16 protein-coding genes are annotated in these 19,544 nt (G+C 44.7%); 6 read left to right on the top strand and 10 right to left on the bottom strand.

From position 1 onward, the window contains the following. Positions 1–246: 246 nt before the first annotated feature. Together nhaB and dsbB are read left to right on the top strand one after the other, a co-directional pair. Positions 247–1,839: a Na(+)/H(+) antiporter NhaB gene (gene nhaB / locus OCV20_RS05380; RefSeq protein WP_086774988.1), complete on the top strand. Its 1,593-nt coding sequence runs from the start codon at positions 247–249 to the stop codon at positions 1,837–1,839. Between the two features lie 147 nt (positions 1,840–1,986). Continuing rightward, positions 1,987–2,496 (top strand): disulfide bond formation protein DsbB, encoded by a 510-nt coding sequence (gene dsbB, locus OCV20_RS05375; RefSeq protein ID WP_048617897.1) that lies wholly within the window; start codon positions 1,987–1,989, stop codon positions 2,494–2,496. Between the two features lie 126 nt (positions 2,497–2,622). On the opposite strand, the gene OCV20_RS05370 is transcribed toward dsbB, so the two are convergent. Continuing rightward, positions 2,623–3,243: a YecA/YgfB family protein gene (locus OCV20_RS05370; protein ID WP_061038830.1), complete on the bottom strand. Its 621-nt coding sequence runs from the start codon at positions 3,241–3,243 to the stop codon at positions 2,623–2,625. Positions 3,244–3,453: 210 nt separating this feature from the next. Here OCV20_RS05370 and OCV20_RS05365 point away from each other — a divergent pair, with 210 nt between their 5' ends. Together OCV20_RS05365 and dusC are read left to right on the top strand one after the other, a co-directional pair. Beyond that, positions 3,454–4,008 carry a prepilin-type N-terminal cleavage/methylation domain-containing protein gene (locus OCV20_RS05365; RefSeq protein WP_050642999.1) on the top strand — a complete coding sequence of 185 codons (555 nt, stop codon included), beginning with the start codon at positions 3,454–3,456 and terminating at the stop codon, positions 4,006–4,008. Positions 4,009–4,079: 71 nt separating this feature from the next. Continuing rightward, positions 4,080–5,036: a tRNA dihydrouridine(16) synthase DusC gene (dusC, locus tag OCV20_RS05360; RefSeq protein WP_048613188.1), complete on the top strand. Its 957-nt coding sequence runs from the start codon at positions 4,080–4,082 to the stop codon at positions 5,034–5,036. Between the two features lie 126 nt (positions 5,037–5,162). Here dusC and OCV20_RS05355 read toward each other — a convergent pair whose 3' ends face one another. The 4 genes from OCV20_RS05355 to yfbV form a co-directional block, all read right to left on the bottom strand. Further along, entirely contained in the window at positions 5,163–6,629 is a 1,467-nt protein-coding gene (locus OCV20_RS05355) for a GGDEF domain-containing protein (RefSeq protein WP_086774989.1), read from the bottom strand. A gap of 191 nt (positions 6,630–6,820) precedes the next feature. After that, the gene (malZ, locus tag OCV20_RS05350; protein WP_086774990.1) at positions 6,821–8,668 is read right to left on the bottom strand and encodes a maltodextrin glucosidase; all 1,848 of its coding nucleotides are present in this window, start codon (positions 8,666–8,668) and stop codon (positions 6,821–6,823) included. Positions 8,669–8,858: 190 nt separating this feature from the next. Next, positions 8,859–9,824: an ABC transporter substrate-binding protein gene (locus OCV20_RS05345; protein ID WP_086774991.1), complete on the bottom strand. Its 966-nt coding sequence runs from the start codon at positions 9,822–9,824 to the stop codon at positions 8,859–8,861. 302 nt (positions 9,825–10,126) lie between these two features. Continuing rightward, positions 10,127–10,579, bottom strand: coding sequence for a terminus macrodomain insulation protein YfbV (gene yfbV / locus OCV20_RS05340; RefSeq protein ID WP_017062168.1), 453 nt, complete (start codon positions 10,577–10,579; stop codon positions 10,127–10,129). A 341-nt stretch (positions 10,580–10,920) separates the two neighbouring features. On the opposite strand from yfbV, the gene OCV20_RS05335 reads away from it, so the two are divergent. Next, positions 10,921–12,117, top strand: a complete 1,197-nt coding sequence (locus OCV20_RS05335) for an acetate kinase (RefSeq protein ID WP_017107306.1) — start codon at positions 10,921–10,923, stop codon at positions 12,115–12,117. 147 nt (positions 12,118–12,264) lie between these two features. Then, positions 12,265–14,430 carry a phosphate acetyltransferase gene (pta, locus tag OCV20_RS05330; RefSeq protein WP_017069189.1) on the top strand — a complete coding sequence of 722 codons (2,166 nt, stop codon included), beginning with the start codon at positions 12,265–12,267 and terminating at the stop codon, positions 14,428–14,430. 79 nt (positions 14,431–14,509) lie between these two features. On the opposite strand, the gene OCV20_RS05325 is transcribed toward pta, so the two are convergent. From OCV20_RS05325 to oppB, 5 genes are all read right to left on the bottom strand, one after another. After that, positions 14,510–15,448, bottom strand: coding sequence for a glutathione S-transferase family protein (locus OCV20_RS05325; protein WP_086774992.1), 939 nt, complete (start codon positions 15,446–15,448; stop codon positions 14,510–14,512). Between the two features lie 183 nt (positions 15,449–15,631). Then, the gene (gene oppF / locus OCV20_RS05320; RefSeq protein ID WP_017632507.1) at positions 15,632–16,624 is read right to left on the bottom strand and encodes a murein tripeptide/oligopeptide ABC transporter ATP binding protein OppF; all 993 of its coding nucleotides are present in this window, start codon (positions 16,622–16,624) and stop codon (positions 15,632–15,634) included. Further along, positions 16,621–17,592, bottom strand: coding sequence for an ABC transporter ATP-binding protein (gene oppD / locus OCV20_RS05315; protein WP_048659733.1), 972 nt, complete (start codon positions 17,590–17,592; stop codon positions 16,621–16,623). Before oppD ends, oppF begins: the two co-directional genes overlap by 4 nt. A gap of 42 nt (positions 17,593–17,634) precedes the next feature. After that, positions 17,635–18,537, bottom strand: a complete 903-nt coding sequence (gene oppC / locus OCV20_RS05310; RefSeq protein ID WP_050647432.1) for an oligopeptide ABC transporter permease OppC — start codon at positions 18,535–18,537, stop codon at positions 17,635–17,637. Positions 18,538–18,549: 12 nt separating this feature from the next. Further along, positions 18,550–19,470, bottom strand: a complete 921-nt coding sequence (oppB, locus tag OCV20_RS05305; protein WP_017062174.1) for an oligopeptide ABC transporter permease OppB — start codon at positions 19,468–19,470, stop codon at positions 18,550–18,552. Positions 19,471–19,544: the final 74 nt, after the last annotated feature.

Raw genomic sequence — 19,544 nt, 5'->3', positions numbered from 1 at the left:
AAAAGAGGTATTTTTAGTGCTACAGGGCTTTTCCTGTTGACTAAATGTTATCTAAGAGTAGAGTTGCGCTCAAAAATAAGCAGTGCTTGAGTTTCTAAGGGAGTGACTTGGCAAGACCACAGAACATTACATGGAATGTAGTTTTTCTAAGTCACTGTTAGTTATAGTTTTTAACAATTTCTATAGCTCGATTCTCAAAATGTTGTATTGCTTGTCTATTCATAATCAACATAAAAGAGTATTAACATGCCGATGTCTCTCGGAAACGCTTTTATCAAGAACTTCCTTGGTAAAGCTCCTGATTGGTATAAACTTGCCATCATTTCCTTTTTAATCATCAACCCGTTTGTTTTCTTCCTAGTTGACCCATTTGTTGCGGGCTGGCTATTGGTGGTTGAGTTTATTTTCACTCTAGCTATGGCTCTCAAATGCTACCCACTTCAACCGGGTGGTCTATTAGCTATTCAAGCAGTCGCCATTGGCATGACCAAACCAGAAATGGTTTATCACGAGCTGCAAGCAAACCTTCCTGTATTACTCTTGCTCGTATTCATGGTTGCTGGCATTTACTTCATGAAAGAACTGCTTTTGTTCATTTTCACGAAGATCTTGCTTGGCATCCAATCTAAAATTTTACTCTCTGTTGCCTTCTGTGTTGCTGCCGCTTTCTTATCAGCATTCCTAGATGCACTGACAGTAATCGCCGTAGTTATTAGCGTTGCGGTCGGCTTCTACTCTATCTACCACAAGGTTGCATCAGGCAAGGGCACAACGTCTTCGCACGATCATACTCATGATGAAGAGATCTCAGAGCTAACTCGTGATGACCTAGAAAACTACCGTGCTTTCCTACGTTCACTGCTAATGCACGCTGGTGTGGGTACAGCACTGGGTGGTGTAATGACCATGGTAGGTGAACCACAAAACTTGGTAATTGCTAAGCAAGCAGGTTGGGAGTTCGGTGAATTTATCATCCGTATGCTGCCAGTAACACTGCCTGTTTTCTTCTGCGGTATTTTAACTTGTGCACTTGTCGAGAAATTCAAAGTGTTTGGTTACGGTGCTGAGCTGCCAATGAATGTTCGCCAAATCTTGGTTGAGTTTGACAACAAAGAACGTGCAAACCGCACCAAGCAAGACGTAGCAAAACTATGGGTTCAAAGTGCAATCGCAGTTTGGCTGATTGTTGGCCTTGCGCTTCACGTCGCTGAAGTGGGTTTGATTGGCCTTTCAGTGATCATCTTAGCAACGGCATTTACTGGTGTAATTGAAGAGCACTCGATGGGTAAAGCCTTTGAAGAAGCACTGCCATTTACTGCACTTCTTGCTGTCTTTTTCGCTGTCGTTGCGGTAATCATTGATCAAGGGCTATTTAAGCCAGTGATCGATGCAGTACTTCACGTTGAAGATAAAGGCGCGCAACTTGCACTCTTCTATGTTGCCAACGGTATTCTATCGATGGTTTCAGATAACGTGTTCGTCGGTACGGTTTACATCAACGAAGTGAAAACTGCACTGGTTGAAGGCATCATTACTCGTGATCAGTTCGACCTACTTGCTGTTGCTATCAACACTGGTACTAACCTACCTTCTGTTGCTACGCCAAACGGCCAGGCTGCATTCCTATTCCTATTAACATCAGCACTTGCTCCGTTAATTAGATTGTCTTACGGCCGCATGGTTATCATGGCGTTGCCATACACCATCGTATTGGCACTGGTTGGCCTAGCAGGCATTGTGTTCTTCGTAGAGCCAATGACAGCATGGTTCTATGATGCAGGTTGGATCATTCAACGCACTGGTGAAGTCGTTGCTCCAGTTATCTCTGGTGGCCATTAAGCTAAACACTGTGTCGCAAACCACATTAAGTATAACTAACTAATCAAAAATATTAGTTGATTAGGAAACTTATCCAAGATAAAAAGCTCTGAGTAATCAGGGCTTTTTCATTTTATAGACGGGATTAAATTCGTGAACTTTTTTGCAATGCTTAAAGACTTCTCTAAGGGACGTTTATCTTGGCTTTTACTGCTGGCTTTTATTGTCTTTTTTGAGGCATGCGCTCTCTTCTTTCAACACGTGATGATGCTTGGCCCTTGCGTAATGTGCATCTATGAGCGCGTTGCTATGCTTGCTATCGGTGTTGCTGCAATCATTGGTGCTATTGCCCCTCATAACCCAATATCACGTTGGTTAGGCCTTGCTGGCTGGGGATTTGGCGCATATAAAGGTTTGACGCTGGCTTTAGAACACGTCGACTACCAGTTTAATCCGTCTCCTTTTGCTACTTGTGACCTGTTCGTAACCTTCCCAAGCTGGGCGCCTTTAAACCAATGGGCTCCGTGGATGTTTGAGGCTTACGGTGACTGCAGCAAGGTTGTGTGGCAATTCTTAGAACTCTCGATGCCACAGTGGCTGGTGATTATATTCGCGGGCAACTTAGTTGCTTTCGGTTTTGTAGTGATTTCTCAATTCGTTAAATCAAAGAATGACTAACAATTAGCTCATCATGTTCAGAAACGAAAAAGTCGACCCTAAGGTCGACTTTTTTATTGCTTAAACTTTTTATCACTTAAAGAAAGTCTGTTACTCACTCAAGCTAAGTTGTTCAACAAGCCGTGACTAGCTGTTTTTACCGCAGCATTGTTTAAACTTCTTGCCGCTTTCACAAGGGCAAAGGTCGTTTCGACCAATATCTTTAAACGGGTTCACGCTCTGCGATTTATTACCTAGCATCGCCTCATCAGCCGCCATTGCCACTTCTGAGATCATCAGATCGACTTGACCCACTAAATCGGCAAGCGATGGTGGGTTAGTAAGCCCTGCAGCGATCATTTGTTGTTGAGTTTGCTCTTCATCAATCGCAAGCATCAAGGTTGTTAGGAGCGCTTGCAACATGCGTAGAGTTCCATCCGCGACTGTCACGCTCTGCCATTGCTCTTCGACTGTTGGCCAAACCATCATGAAGCCTTCAGAAAAATCGGCGAACTGCTCGTTAAAATCACCTTCAGCCAATACGTCTGTCAGTAGGTATTCATTACGCTGAATCAGATTGTGCTGGCGGTTAATCTGTTCTGTCACCGTTGTTACCAGCTCTTTACCCGCTTCAGGCGCAACGATAGCTAGCCACTCTTCTGGATCAAGTGGCTTGGTAGCCAAGTTAGAGGCAAGGATTGCACCTTCCATAAACTGCGGTGTAATGTCTGAAATAGATTCTGGTAGGCTTAATAATTGATATGTCATGAAAGCTCTGGATATTGGGCATTTTCGATATTATAACGCCATCCTCCCCAAGATGTCGCCAAGCACTTTTCTCTATTTCCTCACCAATTACCTTACGCAAACCATTGCTATTCAAATATTATCGAAATTTAACTTATTTCGCTTTGATAATCATAACCTTGGGTGTAAAACGCTGACTTAAACATTCAGTTACATATAGGCGCATTCATCATGAAATCAAAATCCCAAGGTTTTACATTACTCGAGCTTATTGTGGTGGTCGTTATTCTGGGTGTATTAGCGGTAACCGCTGCGCCTCGTTTTCTTGGTGTTCAAAGGGATGCTCATGAAGCATTAGCACAAGGCGCATTTGCTGCGTTCAGAAACAGCATTGATATGTACCATTCTCAATGGCTTGTCGATGGAGAACCCGACTTCGATCAAGTGGTGAATTACGGCGAAGGAGACGTGTACCCCTCACTGACTGGTTTTCCAATCTCAGTTCTTGACACTCCACCAACAGAGACTCCAAAAGTTAGCGGTGAGCAATGTGTGGCACTTTGGAACTCTTTGATTGATTCTGATTTGGTCGCTCGTTCTCAATACGATACTGGCTTTGTTTTACCTTCCGACGAAGCCATTGTTAGTTGGTACACTGGAACACCTGAGTGCTATTACTACTACACTCCAAGCTTTACCAGTTCTGAGCGTTTACCCATTCTCTATTATTCACCAATTAGCGGAGAAGTAAGAGTAGCTCGAGAAATGGCAAACACCGCTCCTTAGTGACAATCTAGCTAACACGCCGTACAATCACGCCTCGAATTTTTCGGTTCACTCAGTTTCGGTAAAGCAGCATGCGCGTAATACTTGGCCCTATGGAGGGCGTTCTAGACCACCTAATGCGTGAAATTCTCACAGAGATTAATGATTACGATCTCTGTGTGACAGAGTTTGTGCGCGTCGTGGATCAACTTCTTCCCCCGCATGTGTTCCACCGTATTTGCCCTGAGCTACATCAAGGCTCTCAGACCATGGCTGGTGTGCCAATCCATCTCCAGCTTTTAGGTCAACACCCAAATTGGATGGCCGAGAATGCTTTTCAAGCTGCTAGCTTAGGCGCTAAAGGGATTGACCTTAATTTTGGTTGCCCAGCAAAGGCGGTCAACAAAAGTAATGGTGGTGCCTCACTGCTAAAAGAACCAGAGCTCATCTATCAAGTGGTGAATGCCTGTCGAGAAGCAGTACCTGCACACATTCCGGTATCTGCAAAGATTCGATTAGGTTGGGAGCATCCGGAAGAGTGCTTTGAAATCGTCGATGCCATCCAACAAGCCAAAGCTGACGAACTCACCGTGCATGCAAGAACCAAAGTTGGCGGCTATAAAGCCAGCGAAATCAAATGGGATTTCATCAATCAAATAAGAGAAAAAACGTCTCTACCGTTGATTGCTAATGGGGAAATCTGGAACTATCAAGATGGTCAAGATTGCATAGAAGCAACAGGCGTCGATTCATTGATGGTCTGCCGTGGTGCTTTCAATATTCCAAACCTTGGTAACGTCGTTAAGCACAACCACCAGAAAATGCCGTGGGATAAAGTCATTGAACTTTTGCTGCGCTATTCAGAGTTTCAAATTAAAGGGGACAAAGGCATGTACTACCCCAATAGAGTGAAGCAGTGGTTTGTTTATCTAAGTAAAGGCTACCCTGAAGCGAACGAACTATTTAAAGAAATTCGTACTTTCAAAAAGGCCCCGCCGATTGTAGAACGCCTTCAGCGTTATCAAGAAGAACGCCGCCAACCTGTTTAAGATTATGTTTAGGGTTAAATACCCAACGCTACAAACGTGTTTACCGGCGCAAATAAGCTTCGCTTGGTAGACACGTTGGCTCTTCCCTCTTTCATTTTCATACAAAGCATCGATTCAACAACGTAGCTAAAATTCAAGACGGTCTTTACCCGTCGTCTTAGCCACGTACAGCTTTTCATCGGCGTATTTAAATATCTCATCGAAGTTAAGTTTACTTTGCTCAGTTTCAACAATGCAGACACCGCCAGATACCGTAAATCCATTTGGAATAATGTCGGCTGAAGTGGAACAAATCGCATTCTTCACTCGCTCTAATGTTCTCATCAACGTTTCACGATCTTCGCCTTTCATATAAACGACAAACTCTTCACCGCCAAACCGTGCTGCAACGTCACTGCTTCGAATACTGTTGCTGATCTGACGCGACATATAACGAATCACATCGTCACCCTTATCGTGGCCGTAGGTGTCGTTAATTGACTTAAAATCATCGATATCGAAGACGGTTAAGGCAAACAGTTGATCGTGCTCTACGCTGCGCCAGAACGCTTCTAAGCCACGACGATTCAATAACCCTGTCATAGGGTCTTTGGCTGCGAGATCTTTGAAGTAACCACGTTCAATATTGGAATTGACGTAGAAGAAGATGGTTACTGAGAACAGATACACAATGATGGCAACAATAAGGCTGTCTTTCTCGTAGACGAAAAAGTGCTCAACCTCTTTTGTGATGTCTAACTCGTAATACATCGCATGGTGAGACGCGACACCATCCAGTTTGATCTCGTGATAAAAAGCCGCAGAATCTACCGGGGTCGCTAAAGTGGTATCAATGATATCGATCCGACCTGCAAGATGCTCATTCGAGTTTGCAAGCAGCTTGTCAGCATCAATATCAACCGAAAGCATCCCTTGATGCACACCTTGGTGGAACACTGGGATCGTCATACTGATCATTCGGTCTAGAGACTCAAATCGATAAGCAGGGCCTGTTAGTGTTAACTGTTCTGGATTGTTGGCCGTTTTTTGCCAATAGGGACGACTTTTTATGGTTGAAAGTAATTCCTTGCTCAGCTTCTTAGCAAACCCTTCAGGCGACGAGATCACATAACCACGCGTATCAATAAAGTGCACACCGTTATGGAACTCATCGAGTTGGGATAAGAATGAAAGAATTGGCGCAAGAGCAATCTTCTTAGACGCACTTTTGTAGCTGTCACTGGTTTCGGAACAAAGGGACTCTTCACCGACCAACATATAGTCGATATCGACAGAAGGGATGTCTGAGGTTTTACCATCAGCGAGAAGTAACACGTCGATCGGCCAAATTTGGCAAAGGCCATCCACAACTTGTTTGTTGTGATCAAGAAAGAGAGGGTTTCCTGATTTGTAATAGTTGGAGAAACTGTAGTCTAGGGCTGTCACCACCTTTGTGGTTCGTTTGAACACCTCTTCAATACGTTGGAATTCGCTGCTGATGTCTTTCTTCACCAAATCAAAATGATTCTTTCCTATTAGGCCAAGTAACATTGCGGCGATCACAGCGGGAAACCCGAAGACAAAGGTTAGGCTAAAGTGCCTATTTACTTTCATATAATGTGCTCTTAGCGTTCAGCTATTTTCATTTACCCCATTAATATTATTACATTAATTGCCATTTTCCTCGAGGTAAAAGAGTGTAAATTGATATGAATCGAGCCTAAGTATTGAACAGACAATTCCTTTTATAAAACTAACCCTGCATGAAGCAGAGTTAGATGAGATTGTTTAAGTCATTTTAAAATTCAACGATTTACCACATCAAAAATCTTCGCTTGCATCGCTGGAACAAGAATGTCAATGGCACCGTTAGCAATCGGCACGCTCTTCTCCTTGCCTTGCAAATTAACCAGCTCTCCTTGCTCATGTCCAAGCATCCACACAGGCAAAGACAACGCCTTTTCGTCTTGGGATAGGTTGAGCACAACCAGTGTTTTTTCACCCTTGAGACTACGGGCAAACACTAATGTCTCAGCGTCACAATACAACTCGAGGTACGCACCACTTTGTAAGCTGCGACGTTCTGTTCTTAGTTTTATCAACGCTTGATGGAATGGGAACCAAGACGAAGACTCTTCATCTCCCCATGGGAAGCACCTGCGGTTATCTGGGTCTTGCCCCCCTTCTAAACCGACTTCTGTTCCGTAGTATAAACACGGAGTTCCAACATAGGTAAACAGCAACGTCAGAGCCAGCTTATGCTTAGCTTGGTCGCCCCCTAACAGCGTCAGTAAGCGAGCCGTATCATGGCTGTCCAATTGATTTAGCTGCGATAATTGGTTCAACCAAGGAACCTTAGCTCTCGCTTCAGCTAACCAATCAGAGAAAGCGAACATATCAATGTCAATCGGCTCGTACGCGATGTCTTGTTTCGCCAATAACGCACGAACTGGGTGAGCGAAACCATAATAGTTCATCGACCCATCTTCTTGTGCGCCCTGTAGCCATGATGTGGCCTCAAAGAAATGCTCTCCCAAGATGTAGGCCTCAGGGTTCTCTGCTTTTGCTGAATTCCGAAACGCCTCTACATAATGCGCATTGTTATACGCTCCCTCACCCTCCCCTAACATGTGAATCACATCAAAGCGCCAACCATCGACATTATAAGGTGGTTTCAACCAATGCTTTATCACAGAGTCTTGCGACTCATATATGTAATCTCGTACAGAAGCGTTAGAAAAGTTTAAGACTGGAAGCGAACTGATCCCTTTCCAACCGACATATTGTTGAGGGTTGTTAGGATCAAAAAAGTAGTAGTCGTGAAATGCCGAGCCTGGGTGGTCATAAGCACCCGAGCCTGTCACTTTCAGCTTATCAAACCAAGGATGCTCGACAGAGGTGTGATTAAACACAGCATCCAGAACGACTCTCATATCACGCTTGTGGATGTCACTTGAAAGTGCAGCGAACTCGTCATTGGTTCCAAAGTGCGAGTCGATGTTGTAGTAATCGGTTGTGTCGTATTTATGATTACTAGGCGACTGAAAAATTGGATTGAGATACAGCGCGGTGATGCCTAGATCTTGTAGATAATCTAACTTGTTATGAATGCCTGCGAGGTCACCACCGAAGAACTCCGCAGCCCCCGTTCCATTGTGTCCTTCTACAGAGTCGCCCCACTCTTTCACCACAACATCTAAGGTGTTTTCTTTTAGGCGATATTCCCCAGCTTTGACACTAATGCTCGGGTTTCCGTTACAAAAACGTTCAGGGAAGATTTGATAGAAGACTTGCTCTGACACCCACTCTGGTGGCTGATGTTGGCTATTAAATTTAAAGTGAAATTCGCGACTCGAAACACGGCTGTGAACGCCTTTCGCATCCAGCCAGTATTGCCCCTTTGAATCGACAAGCTTGAACGCATAGTGAGTAACACTTCTGTCTGTATTAACAGGAAAAGAGACCTGCCAAAGCGTCAACCGACCTTGTGTACCCACCTTTGTCATATCGAGCAGATACTCTTCGTTATCTGGCTCATGCCTCAACTGAACCTTATTCCAGTCATTGCGTTCAGACAATAATGTTACGGTTAATACACCATCTTTTTCGTGGAAGTAGTCAGAAGTTTGAGCATGAAAGATAAATGGTTTCATAGCGGTTCTCGAGCAATGTTCAATTTGCTTAAGATATGAAAAATTTCATTGACCACAATGAGAAAAATAACATCCGTTAAAGTAGATCACGTTTTGTAGATCTACTTTGTTTACAGTAAGTCGATTTCTCTCAAAATGATCAATTGAGTCACCCATTTGAGAAAGGGATATCAAATTTGGAATTGCGCCATCAGCGGCTAATGACCGCACGATCAATCACAGATTGAGGCACTGTCACGCCAAGCTCACGTGCAGCATCTAGGTTGACCACCAGTTGAGAACTCTGCGCAGTTTTGACATTCAACTTCCCCGGCTTCTGTCCTTCCAGAATGGCTGCGACATAATCCGCGGTCTGAACCCCAACATCATAATAATCTAGACCTAAACCAGCAATCGCTCCCTTCCCGACATAAGACGTTGCTCCTGCAACCACTGGTGTGCCAGCTTGGTTTGCAGCGTCTATCAGCCCCTCCATGCCACTTGCAACCGTGTTATCGGTCAAGGCATAGATAACATCAGACTTCTTAGCAATGGATTCTGCTTTTGCTTCGACATCGTCAACGGTCAGCGCTTTTTCGGTGTGAAGCGTATAACCGAAATCTCGGGTCGCCTTTCTCAATAACCCAACTAACGCAACGGCATTCGCTTCGGCAGGGTTATAAACCACACCGATTGAACTTGCCTTAGGAAGAAGCTCTTTGATCAAAGAGACATGTTGAATGATTGGAGAGAGATCAGAAAGCCCCGTGACATTTCGGCCCGGCTTTTCTAGCTGTTTGACCAACCTAGCGCCGATAGGATCGGTTACCGCGGTAAACACGATCGGTATCGAACGGGTTGCCGAAACCAAAGCTTGTGAAGTCGGTGTCGCGATACCAACAAGTACATGAGGATTTTCACTGACGAGCTCTCTGGCAATCTTGGCTGCCTGAGCCGGGTTACCATTCGCCATTTCATAGGAGAATTCTAAGTTCTTACCGGGTTCATAACCCTTGGCTCTCAATCCTTCAAGAAGCCCTAGACGTGTCGCATTCAGATCTGGATGGTCAACAACTTGTGAAACCGACACTTTGGCAACGTTTGCCATTACATTGCCAGTCCATAACAACATCAAGCAGCTTAAAACCGCTGCCAATACCTTTCTTACAGAACTCATTATCGCTCCCTGAATCAGGCTCTACCCGTCATTACTCGCTCAAAGAGAACAACATCAAAATCACTATTGACATTATTACCAGTAACCATTGATAACTTGAAGTGATATTTAACAAAAATACAACAAGGCTCGAGTTATGTGAGAAAGGTTATATTGACTTCGGAGGAAGGTAAGAAACCAAGTGAATAAGGACAGGTAAGCTAAACGGAAAGTAAGCGAGGTAACAAAGAGAGGAGCAAATCTGAGAACAAGCTATAGAAGATGAATAGTTGTTCTCAGACAAGAGGGAGAGCTGGGATTCTTTAGAACCAACGCTCCATTGAGGATTTATCTAACTGACGAAAGGCACGATTTAAAATGATTGCCAATTCTTTATAGCGAGGGCGCGGCTTCATAGGCTCTAACGCAAAACCCGTTTCAGTGATCTTTTCATGCAGTTCGCGGTACCACGATACTAGCGCCGGCGGAAGTTGTGTATTTGAGCGATTGCCCAACCACCACATACCTTGAAGCGGCAAGCTGATCGCAAACAAAGCCATAACCACAGCCTGTGGCATCGCTTGGTAATTATTAAAGACCATTTGTGTAAGAACACTGATAGCGGCAATCGCAGGCATCACTTTCACGCCAAAACGGGTCGCTTTAATAATGCGCTGTTCTGGGAAGATCGCGTTTAACTCTTTTCGGACGGGCCAGAGATCCATGTACTTTTGGCCATCTTTTAAACTACTAGCTAAACCAACTCTATTGCTCATATGAGTCTCCCATTAAAAAAAAGTTGAAATCATCAACTAAAAACACAAAAATTTGACGAAAAATAATATTCTTTCAAATTTTTTTGTTATATTTGCACAATATCGCTATTATTTGCAGACCTCAATCTCATTGTTGCCCTTATTTACAATTTAAGCAACTTTGAGAAGACTTCTGCAAGGAATGCACAAGCCTCTTTTTGATAAAGAGCGCTTTCACTTTATACGGAAATTAACGTTTTTTTGACCAAGGTTAGTACGCAAGCCTATGTGCTTCGACTATTCTTGAGATTAATTTTCATCCTTAACTGATTTCGATCAGAAAAATAAACAGGTAGTCATTAATGTCTAAGCTAGTTTTAGTTTTAAACTGTGGTAGTTCTTCTCTTAAATTCGCTGTTGTTGATGCAGAAACAGGTGCAGAGCACCTAACTGGTCTTGCTGAGTGTCTAGGTCTTCCAGAAGCTCGTATGAAGTGGAAACTTGATGGCAAGCATGAAGCACAACTAGGCGCGGGCGCAGCTCACGTAGAAGCACTATCTTTCATGGTAGAAACTATTCTTGCTTCTAAGCCTGAGCTTAAAGCTAACCTTGGCGCTATCGGTCACCGTATCGTACACGGTGGCGAGCAGTTCACTTCTTCTGCACTTATCACTGATGAAGTTCTTAAGGGTATTCAAGACGCTGCGACTTTCGCACCTCTTCACAACCCAGCTCACCTTATCGGTATCGAAGCGGCTCAACAGAACTTCCCTGGTCTACAAAACGTTGCTGTATTTGACACTGCGTTCCACCAAACAATGCCTTCTGAGTCTTACCTATACGCTCTACCGTACAACCTGTACAAAGAGCACGGCATCCGTCGTTACGGCATGCACGGTACTTCTCACCTATTCATCACTCGTGAAGTTGCAGGCCTACTAAACAAGCCAGTTGAAGAAGTTAACATCATCAACTGTCACCTAGGTAACGGCGCTTCTGTTTGTGCAATCAAGAACGGTCAATCTGTAGATACTTCTATGGGTCTTACTCCTCTTGAAGGTCTTGTAATGGGTACTCGTTGTGGTGACCTAGATCCTGCGATCATCTTCCACCTACATGACGCTCTTGGTTACTCTGTTGAAGAAATCAACAACATGCTAACTAAAGAGTCTGGTCTTGCAGGTCTAACTGAAGTGACTTCTGACTGTCGTTTCGTTGAAGACAACTACGGTGAGAAAGAAGAAGCAACTCGTGCAATGGACGTGTTCTGTCACCGTCTAGCTAAGTACGTAGCTGGTTACACTGCAACTCTAGAAGGTCGTCTAGACGCAATCACTTTCACTGGCGGCATCGGCGAGAACTCAGGCCCAATCCGTGAAATGGTTCTTAACCGCCTAGGCATCTTCGGCATCGAAGTTGACGGTGAAGCTAACCTTAAAGCTCGTTTCGGCGGCGAAGGTACTATCACTACAGCTAACAGCCGTATCCCTGCAATGGTTATCTCTACTAACGAAGAGCTAGTAATTGCTGAAGACACTGCGAAACTAGCAGGTCTTTAATTGATTTTCCTGACTAGCTTCACTCGAAGCTAGTCAGTTTTTCATATCAAGAAAATGGGGCTCAACTTCTATTCCTACCCCAATTTAAATATCGGTGGGAATAGCAGTTGAGCTTTTTTTATTTCCAATAGTCAAAGGTGTTCGTCAATGTCACGTACTATTATGCTTATCCCTACAAGCGCTGGTGTTGGTCTTACTAGTGTTAGCATGGGTGTTCTTCGCGCTATGGAGCGTAAGGGCGTAAGTGTTTCTTTCTACAAGCCAATCGCTCAGCCTCGCAGCGGTGGTAACCAACCAGATCTAACGTCTACTATCATCAGCGCAAACAGCGACATTAAGATTGGTGAGCCAATCGCAATGACTAAAGCTGAAGCTTTGATCGGTAGCGAAAAAATGGACGAGCTTCTTGAGTCTGTTGTTGAGCAATACAACAAAATCAACAAAGACGCAGAAGTAACGCTAATCGAAGGTCTAGTACCTACTCGTAAGCACCCATTTGCTAACCAAGTGAACGCGGAAATCGCAAAAACACTTGGCGCGGAGATCGTATTCGTTGCGACTCCTGGTACTGACAACCCTACGCAACTTAAAGAGCGTATCGAAGTAGCATGTTCTAACTTCGGCGGTACTAAGAACAAAAACATCAAAGGCGTAATCATCAACAAGCTTAACGCTCCTGTTGATGAAGCTGGCCGTACTCGCCCTGACCTATCTGAAATCTTTGATGATGCAGACAGCGCTCAGCAAGCGAACCTTGAAGTAATGCAAATCTTCAATTCTAGCCCTATCCGTGTTCTTGGCTGTGTGCCATGGAGCATCGATCTAATCGCAACTCGTGCGGTTGATATGGCTAAGCACCTTAACGCTGAAATCGTTAACGAAGGTGAAATCTCAACTCGTCGTATTAAGAGCATCACTTTCTGTGCACGTTCTCTACCGCACATGATTGAGCACTTCAAACCAGGTTCACTGCTAGTAACTTCTGCAGACCGTCCTGACGTTATCGTTGCTGCAGCTCTTGCTGCGAAAAACGGTGTTGAGATTGGCGCAATCCTACTGACTGGCGGTTACGACATTCCAGAAAGCATTGCTAACCTTTGTGCACCAGCATTCGCTTCAGGTCTACCGATCTTCAAGGCGCAAGGTAACACTTGGCAGACGTCTCTAAACCTACAGAGCTTCAACCTAGAAGTTCCTGCAGACGATAAAGAGCGTATCGAGTTCGTTAACGATCACGTTGCAAGCCATATTGATGGCCCTTGGATTGATTCTCTATCTGAAGGTACTCAAGGCATCCGTCGTCTAAGCCCACCAGCATTCCGTTACCAGCTAACTGAATTTGCTCGTAAAGCGGCTAAGCGCATCGTTCTTCCTGAAGGTGATGAGCCACGTACAGTTAAAGCTGCGGCTATCTGTGCTGAGCGCGGTATCGCAACGTGTGTACTTCTAGGTAACCCTGAAGAAATCCGTCGCGTTGCAGCGCAGCAAGGTGTTGAGCTTGGCGCTGGCGTTGAGATCATCGATTCTGCATCAGTTCGCGAAAACTACGTAGCTCGTCTAGTAGAACTTCGTGGCGCTAAAGGTATGACTGAAGTTGTTGCTCGTGAGAAGCTAGAAGATTCAGTATTCCTAGGTACTATGATGCTTGAAGCTGGCGAAGTTGACGGCCTAGTTTCTGGTGCTGTTCACACAACGGCGAACACAATCGTTCCTCCGTTCCAGATCATCAAGACTGCTCCTGATGCTTCTATCGTATCTTCAATCTTCTTCATGCTTCTGCCTGATCAAGTTCTTGTATACGGTGACTGTGCGATCAACCCAGATCCAACAGCTGAACAGCTTGCTGAAATCGCTATCCAATCTGCCGATTCTGCTGCGGCATTCGGTATCGACCCACGCGTTGCTATGATCTCTTACTCTACTGGTGAATCTGGTAAGGGTGCAGACGTAGATAAAGTACGTGAAGCAACCAAACTTGCTCAAGAGAAACGTCCTGATCTAGTGATCGACGGTCCTCTACAGTACGATGCAGCAATCATGGAAAACGTAGCCGCTTCTAAAGCGCCTAACTCTCCAGTTGCAGGTAAAGCGACAGTATTCGTATTCCCAGATCTAAACACGGGTAACACGACTTACAAAGCTGTACAACGTTCAGCAGATCTAGTATCTATCGGTCCAATGCTTCAAGGTATGCGCAAGCCAGTAAATGACTTGTCTCGTGGCGCTCTAGTAGACGACATCGTTTACACAGTAGCTCTAACGGCTATCCAAGCAGACCAAGCTGCACAAGCTGAAGAAAAAGTAATTAACTAATTTTTCTTTTGTAGAAAGCAAAAACCCTAGATGTTTATCTAGGGTTTTTTTATGTCTGGAACTAGACTACTTGTTAAGCCTAGCCTCGGCCATGTGGCGATTCTAAATCTAACGCAGGTCCTTTAGGAACAACCTGAGTTGGGTTAATACCCGTGTGGCTGTAATAGTAGTGACGCTTGATATGGTAAAAATCGGTCGTCTCTTTAATACCCTCTATTTGGTACAACTCTTTTAAGTAACCTTGTATGTGTGGGTAGTCAGCAATTCGCTGCTTATTACACTTAAAATGCCCAACATACACCGCATCAAATCGAACCAAAGTAGTGAACAAACGCCAATCCGCTTCAGTAATCTCGCTACCCGCTAAATAGCGATGTTCGCTAAGGTGAGCATCTACTTTGTCTAGGGCTTCAAACAAGGCGTCATACGCTTCTTCGTAAGCTTCTTGTGTCGTTGCAAAGCCAGTACGATAAACGCCGTTGTTGATGTTCGGGTAAATATATTCATTCCACTCATCAATCTTGTTCGCTAACTCCCATGGATAGTAATCATCCATATTGCCTGTTAACTCATTAAATTCTGAGTTAAACATGCGAATGATTTCAGACGACTCGTTACTCACAATGGTGTTGGTTTTCTTATCCCACAACACAGGCACCGTTACTCTGCCCGAGTAGTCCGGTTTGGCTTGAGTGTAAATTTGATGCATGCGCGTATGACCGAACAGAGGTTCAGGTAACCCCATTTGCCACCCTTCACTCATCATGTCAGGGCAAACAACCGTCACATCAATATGATCGGTTAGGTCTTTCAGCTCACGGAAGATCAGAGTGCGGTGTGCCCAAGGACAAGCTAACGATACGTATAAGTGATAACGGCCGCTTTCCGGCTGAAACTGCGCGCCCGGTTTATTCTCTACCCAGTGACGAAAGCCTGCATCTTCACGAACAAACTTACCACCACTTTCTTTGGTGTCGTACCACACATCGTGCCAAACACCTTCAACTAACTTACCCATATCCAAACCTCTGTCATCCTAGCTTTTCTCTAGTATAAAAAAAGCCAACTTTTTCAAAACTAGAAGAAGTTGGCCTAGTTGTTCGAATTATTTGAAGGAGGCTTGTTCAGACACAAAAAAAGCGCGACTCTAATAACTAGTCGCGCTTAAGCCTGTCACAGGCTGAACCGTTTTAAATAGGCTCTAGACTTGTACGTGCAAGCAAGATACTGCGTGAACGTCATCGCCTTGAATCGTTGGCTTAGTTTGCGCACACGCCTCTGTTGCTTGTGGGCAACGAGTACGGAACACACACCCTGATGGCGGGTTGATTGGCGATGGTAGATCACCTTCCAACATCTGAATGGTTTTGCTGCGCTCTAAGCGTGGGTCTGGGATCGGAACTGCAGACATCAACGCTTTGGTGTACGGGTGCTTAGGATCAGAGAACAATGCATCTGATTCACCAAGTTCTACCGCGTTGCCTAAGTACATCACCAACACACGGTCAGAGATGTGTTTAACCACTGACAAATCGTGCGCGATGAATACCAAAGACAAACCAAGTTCTTTCTGTAGCTCTTTCAGAAGGTTAACTACTTGAGCTTGGATAGATACATCCAATGCCGAAACTGGCTCATCACAGATGATCATCTTAGGCTTCAAGATAAGAGCACGTGCAATACCGATACGCTGACACTGACCGCCTGAGAATTCATGCGGGTAACGGTTGATTACGTTTGGTAGTAGACCAACCTTTGCCATCATCTCTTTAACTCGGTCCTTCACTTCCTGCTTAGAAAGTTCTGGGTAAAAAGTCTCTAGAGGCTCGGCAATGATGTCGCCAACAGACATACGCGGGTTAAGCGATGCTAGTGGATCTTGGAAGATCATCTGAATCTCTTTACGAGTTTCACGACGCTGCACTTCCTGCATTTTAGTCAGGTCTTGGCCTAACCACATCACTTCGCCGTCTGTCGCTTCAACCAAGCCAATGATTGCACGAGCAAATGTCGATTTACCACAACCAGACTCACCTACTACACCCAGCGTTTCCCCTTCGTAAAGGTGAATATCAACGCCATCAACAGCTTTCAGGTTTGACGGTTTTGCCCAAGGCCACGCTGATTTAGCTGCGATGCTAAAGTGAACTTTCAGGTCTTTAATATCTAATAATAACTGTTTATCTACACTCATTTTGTCCAAGTCTCCCAGTCAGAAAAACAAGCACGCTGACGGTCATTACCAAATGGCGTCAAAATAGGTGCTTCTTGCTTACAACGGTCCATTACACGGTGACAACGGTCTTGGTAAGGACAGCCTGTTGGTAGGCGAAGTAAGTTTGGTGGATTACCTGGAATAGTCGGTAGAATTTCACCTTCTGTATCCAAACGAGGAATCGCTTTCAGTAGGCCTTCTGCGTATGGGTGGCTTGGCTCGTAGAAGATTTCATCCACCGTGCCGTACTCCATTGTACGACCCGCGTACATCACAAGTACCTTGTCACATGAACCTGCAACTACACCCAAATCGTGGGTGATCATGATGATTGCCGTGTTGAACTCATCTTTCAATTCGTTCAGCAATTCCATGATTTGCGCTTGAATCGTTACATCCAAAGCCGTTGTTGGTTCATCAGCGATAAGCAATTTAGGACGACACAATAGTGCCATTGCGATCATCACACGCTGACGCATACCGCCAGAAAATTCGTGTGGGTACATAGTGATACGCTTACGTGCTTCAGGGATTTTAACCGCTTCAAGCATGCGTACTGATTCTTCAAACGCCTCTGCTTTACCCATGCCTTTGTGCAGCATAAGTACTTCCATCAACTGATCACTTACTTTCATGTAAGGGTTCAGTGATGTCATCGGATCTTGGAAGATCATCGCGATCTGTTCAGCACGAACTTTGTTCAGCTCTTTCTCTGGAAGGTTAAGAATCTCTTTACCTTCAAACTTCGCGCTACCCGAGATGATGCCGTTCTTAGCCAGCAGGCCCATGATAGAGAATACAGTTTGTGATTTACCTGAACCCGACTCACCCACGATACCCAGCGTTTCGCCTTGGTTGAGTGAGAAGTTCAGATCGTTTACTGCGGTTACGATACCATCTTGCGTGGTAAATTCGACGCGCAGATCTTTGACATCTAATAAGCTCATTATTGCTTCCTTAATCATTTATAGCTTTTAATTGCTATTTCTTTATCTGTCTTTTGGATCAAGCGCGTCGCGCAGACCATCACCTACGTAGTTAAAGCAGAACAGCGTAACTACCATGAATGCCGCAGGGAACGTCAATTGCCAGATAGCAACTTCCATTGTTTGCGAACCTTCTTGAAGCAATGCGCCCCAGCTTGTCATAGGCTCTTGAACACCAAGACCAAGGAAAGATAAGAATGATTCTGTAAGGATCATGCTTGGAATAAGCAGCGTAGAGTAAACCGCTACGATACCCAGTACGTTTGGTACGATGTGACGCGTAATGATCTTCCATTTGCTCACACCACATACGTGTGCTGCTTCAATGAACTCTTTACTACGTAAGCTCAGCGTTTGACCACGTACAATACGCGCCATATCTAGCCAAGCAATCGCACCAATAGCAACGAAGATTAGAATGATGTTACGACCAAAGAATGTTACTAGAACGATAACTAGGAACATGAATGGAACCGCGTACAAAATCTCTAGGATACGCATCATCACTCGGTCAGTACGGCCACCGATGAAGCCAGAAGCTGCACCGTAAAGCGTACCAATCAGTACCGCTACGAATGCACCCATCACACCAACCATCAATGAGATACGGCCACCGATAAGCGTACGAACGTACAAGTCACGACCTAAGCTATCAGTACCAAACCAGTGGTCCGCGTTTGGACCAACGTGCATTGCGTACCAATCAGTATCATCATAAGTGTACTGAGCCAGCATTGGTAAGAAGATAACTGCCAGTACCATAAGCGTAAGAATGAACAGGCTCACCATCGCAGCTTTGTTTCGCATGAAACGAATGCGCGCGTCCTGCCACAAACTACGACCTTCAATCTCTAAGCTCTCAGAGAACTTTTCGATCGCTTCTAAATTTTCTTTTTTCTTCAACATAACCAGTCCCTGTTAGTAGCGAATTTTCGGGTCAATCAGCGCTAGCAAAATATCAACGATTGCGTTGAACAAGATGAATAGGAAACCAATCAAGATGGTTACACCCATTACTAGCGAGTAGTCACGGTTAAACGCGGCGTTAACAAACAGCTTACCGATACCTGGTAGGCCGAAGATGGTTTCAACAACAACTGAACCTGTGATGATACCTACGAACGCAGGTCCCATGTAAGAAACAACAGGCAGCATTGCTGGCTTAAGTGCATGTTTTAGAATGATATAACGGTAGCTTAGACCTTTTGCACGAGCAGTTCGGATAAAGTTACTGTTTAGCGTTTCAATCATGCTACCGCGAGTAATACGAGCAAAGGTTGCTACGTAAAGAAGAGACATCGCGATAACAGGCAGCACGATGTACATGAATGTACCGCCATGCCAACCACCTGCTGGGAATATGTTCCAGTGCAGGGAGAAAAGGTAAATAAGCGCCGGTGCCAACACGAAGGATGGCATCACCACCCCGAGCATGGCGGTCGACATTATGGTGTAGTCGACCCAGGTATTGTGCTTCAAGGCGGCAATCGTCCCGACGGTGACCCCCATCAATAGTGTGAAGATAAAGGCAACGAAACCTACCTTCGCAGATACTGGAAGTGCAACCGCGATCAGCTCATTTACTGTGTAATCTTGGTATTTAAAAGAGGGACCGAAGTCACCTTGTAAGATATTTGTCAAATACGTGGTGTATTGTTCAAATACTGGTTTATCTAAGCCGTATTTAGCTTCGATGTTAGCCATAACTTCTGGCGGTAATGGACGCTCGCTTGAAAACGGGTTACCCGGTGCGAAACGCATGAGAAAGAAAGATATAGTGATCAACACCAACATGGTTGGAATCGCTTCAAATATCCTTTTCATAATGAATTTAAGCATAAACTCACTCTTTCAGTCTGTGACAATTAAAATTAGAAAGACGCTACATGCGCGCCCTGCGCATGTAGTGTCTG

The organism is Vibrio coralliirubri (genome assembly GCF_024347375.1).
Lineage (GTDB): Bacteria > Pseudomonadota > Gammaproteobacteria > Enterobacterales > Vibrionaceae > Vibrio > Vibrio coralliirubri.
This window is presented reverse-complemented; position numbering and strand designations above follow the sequence as displayed.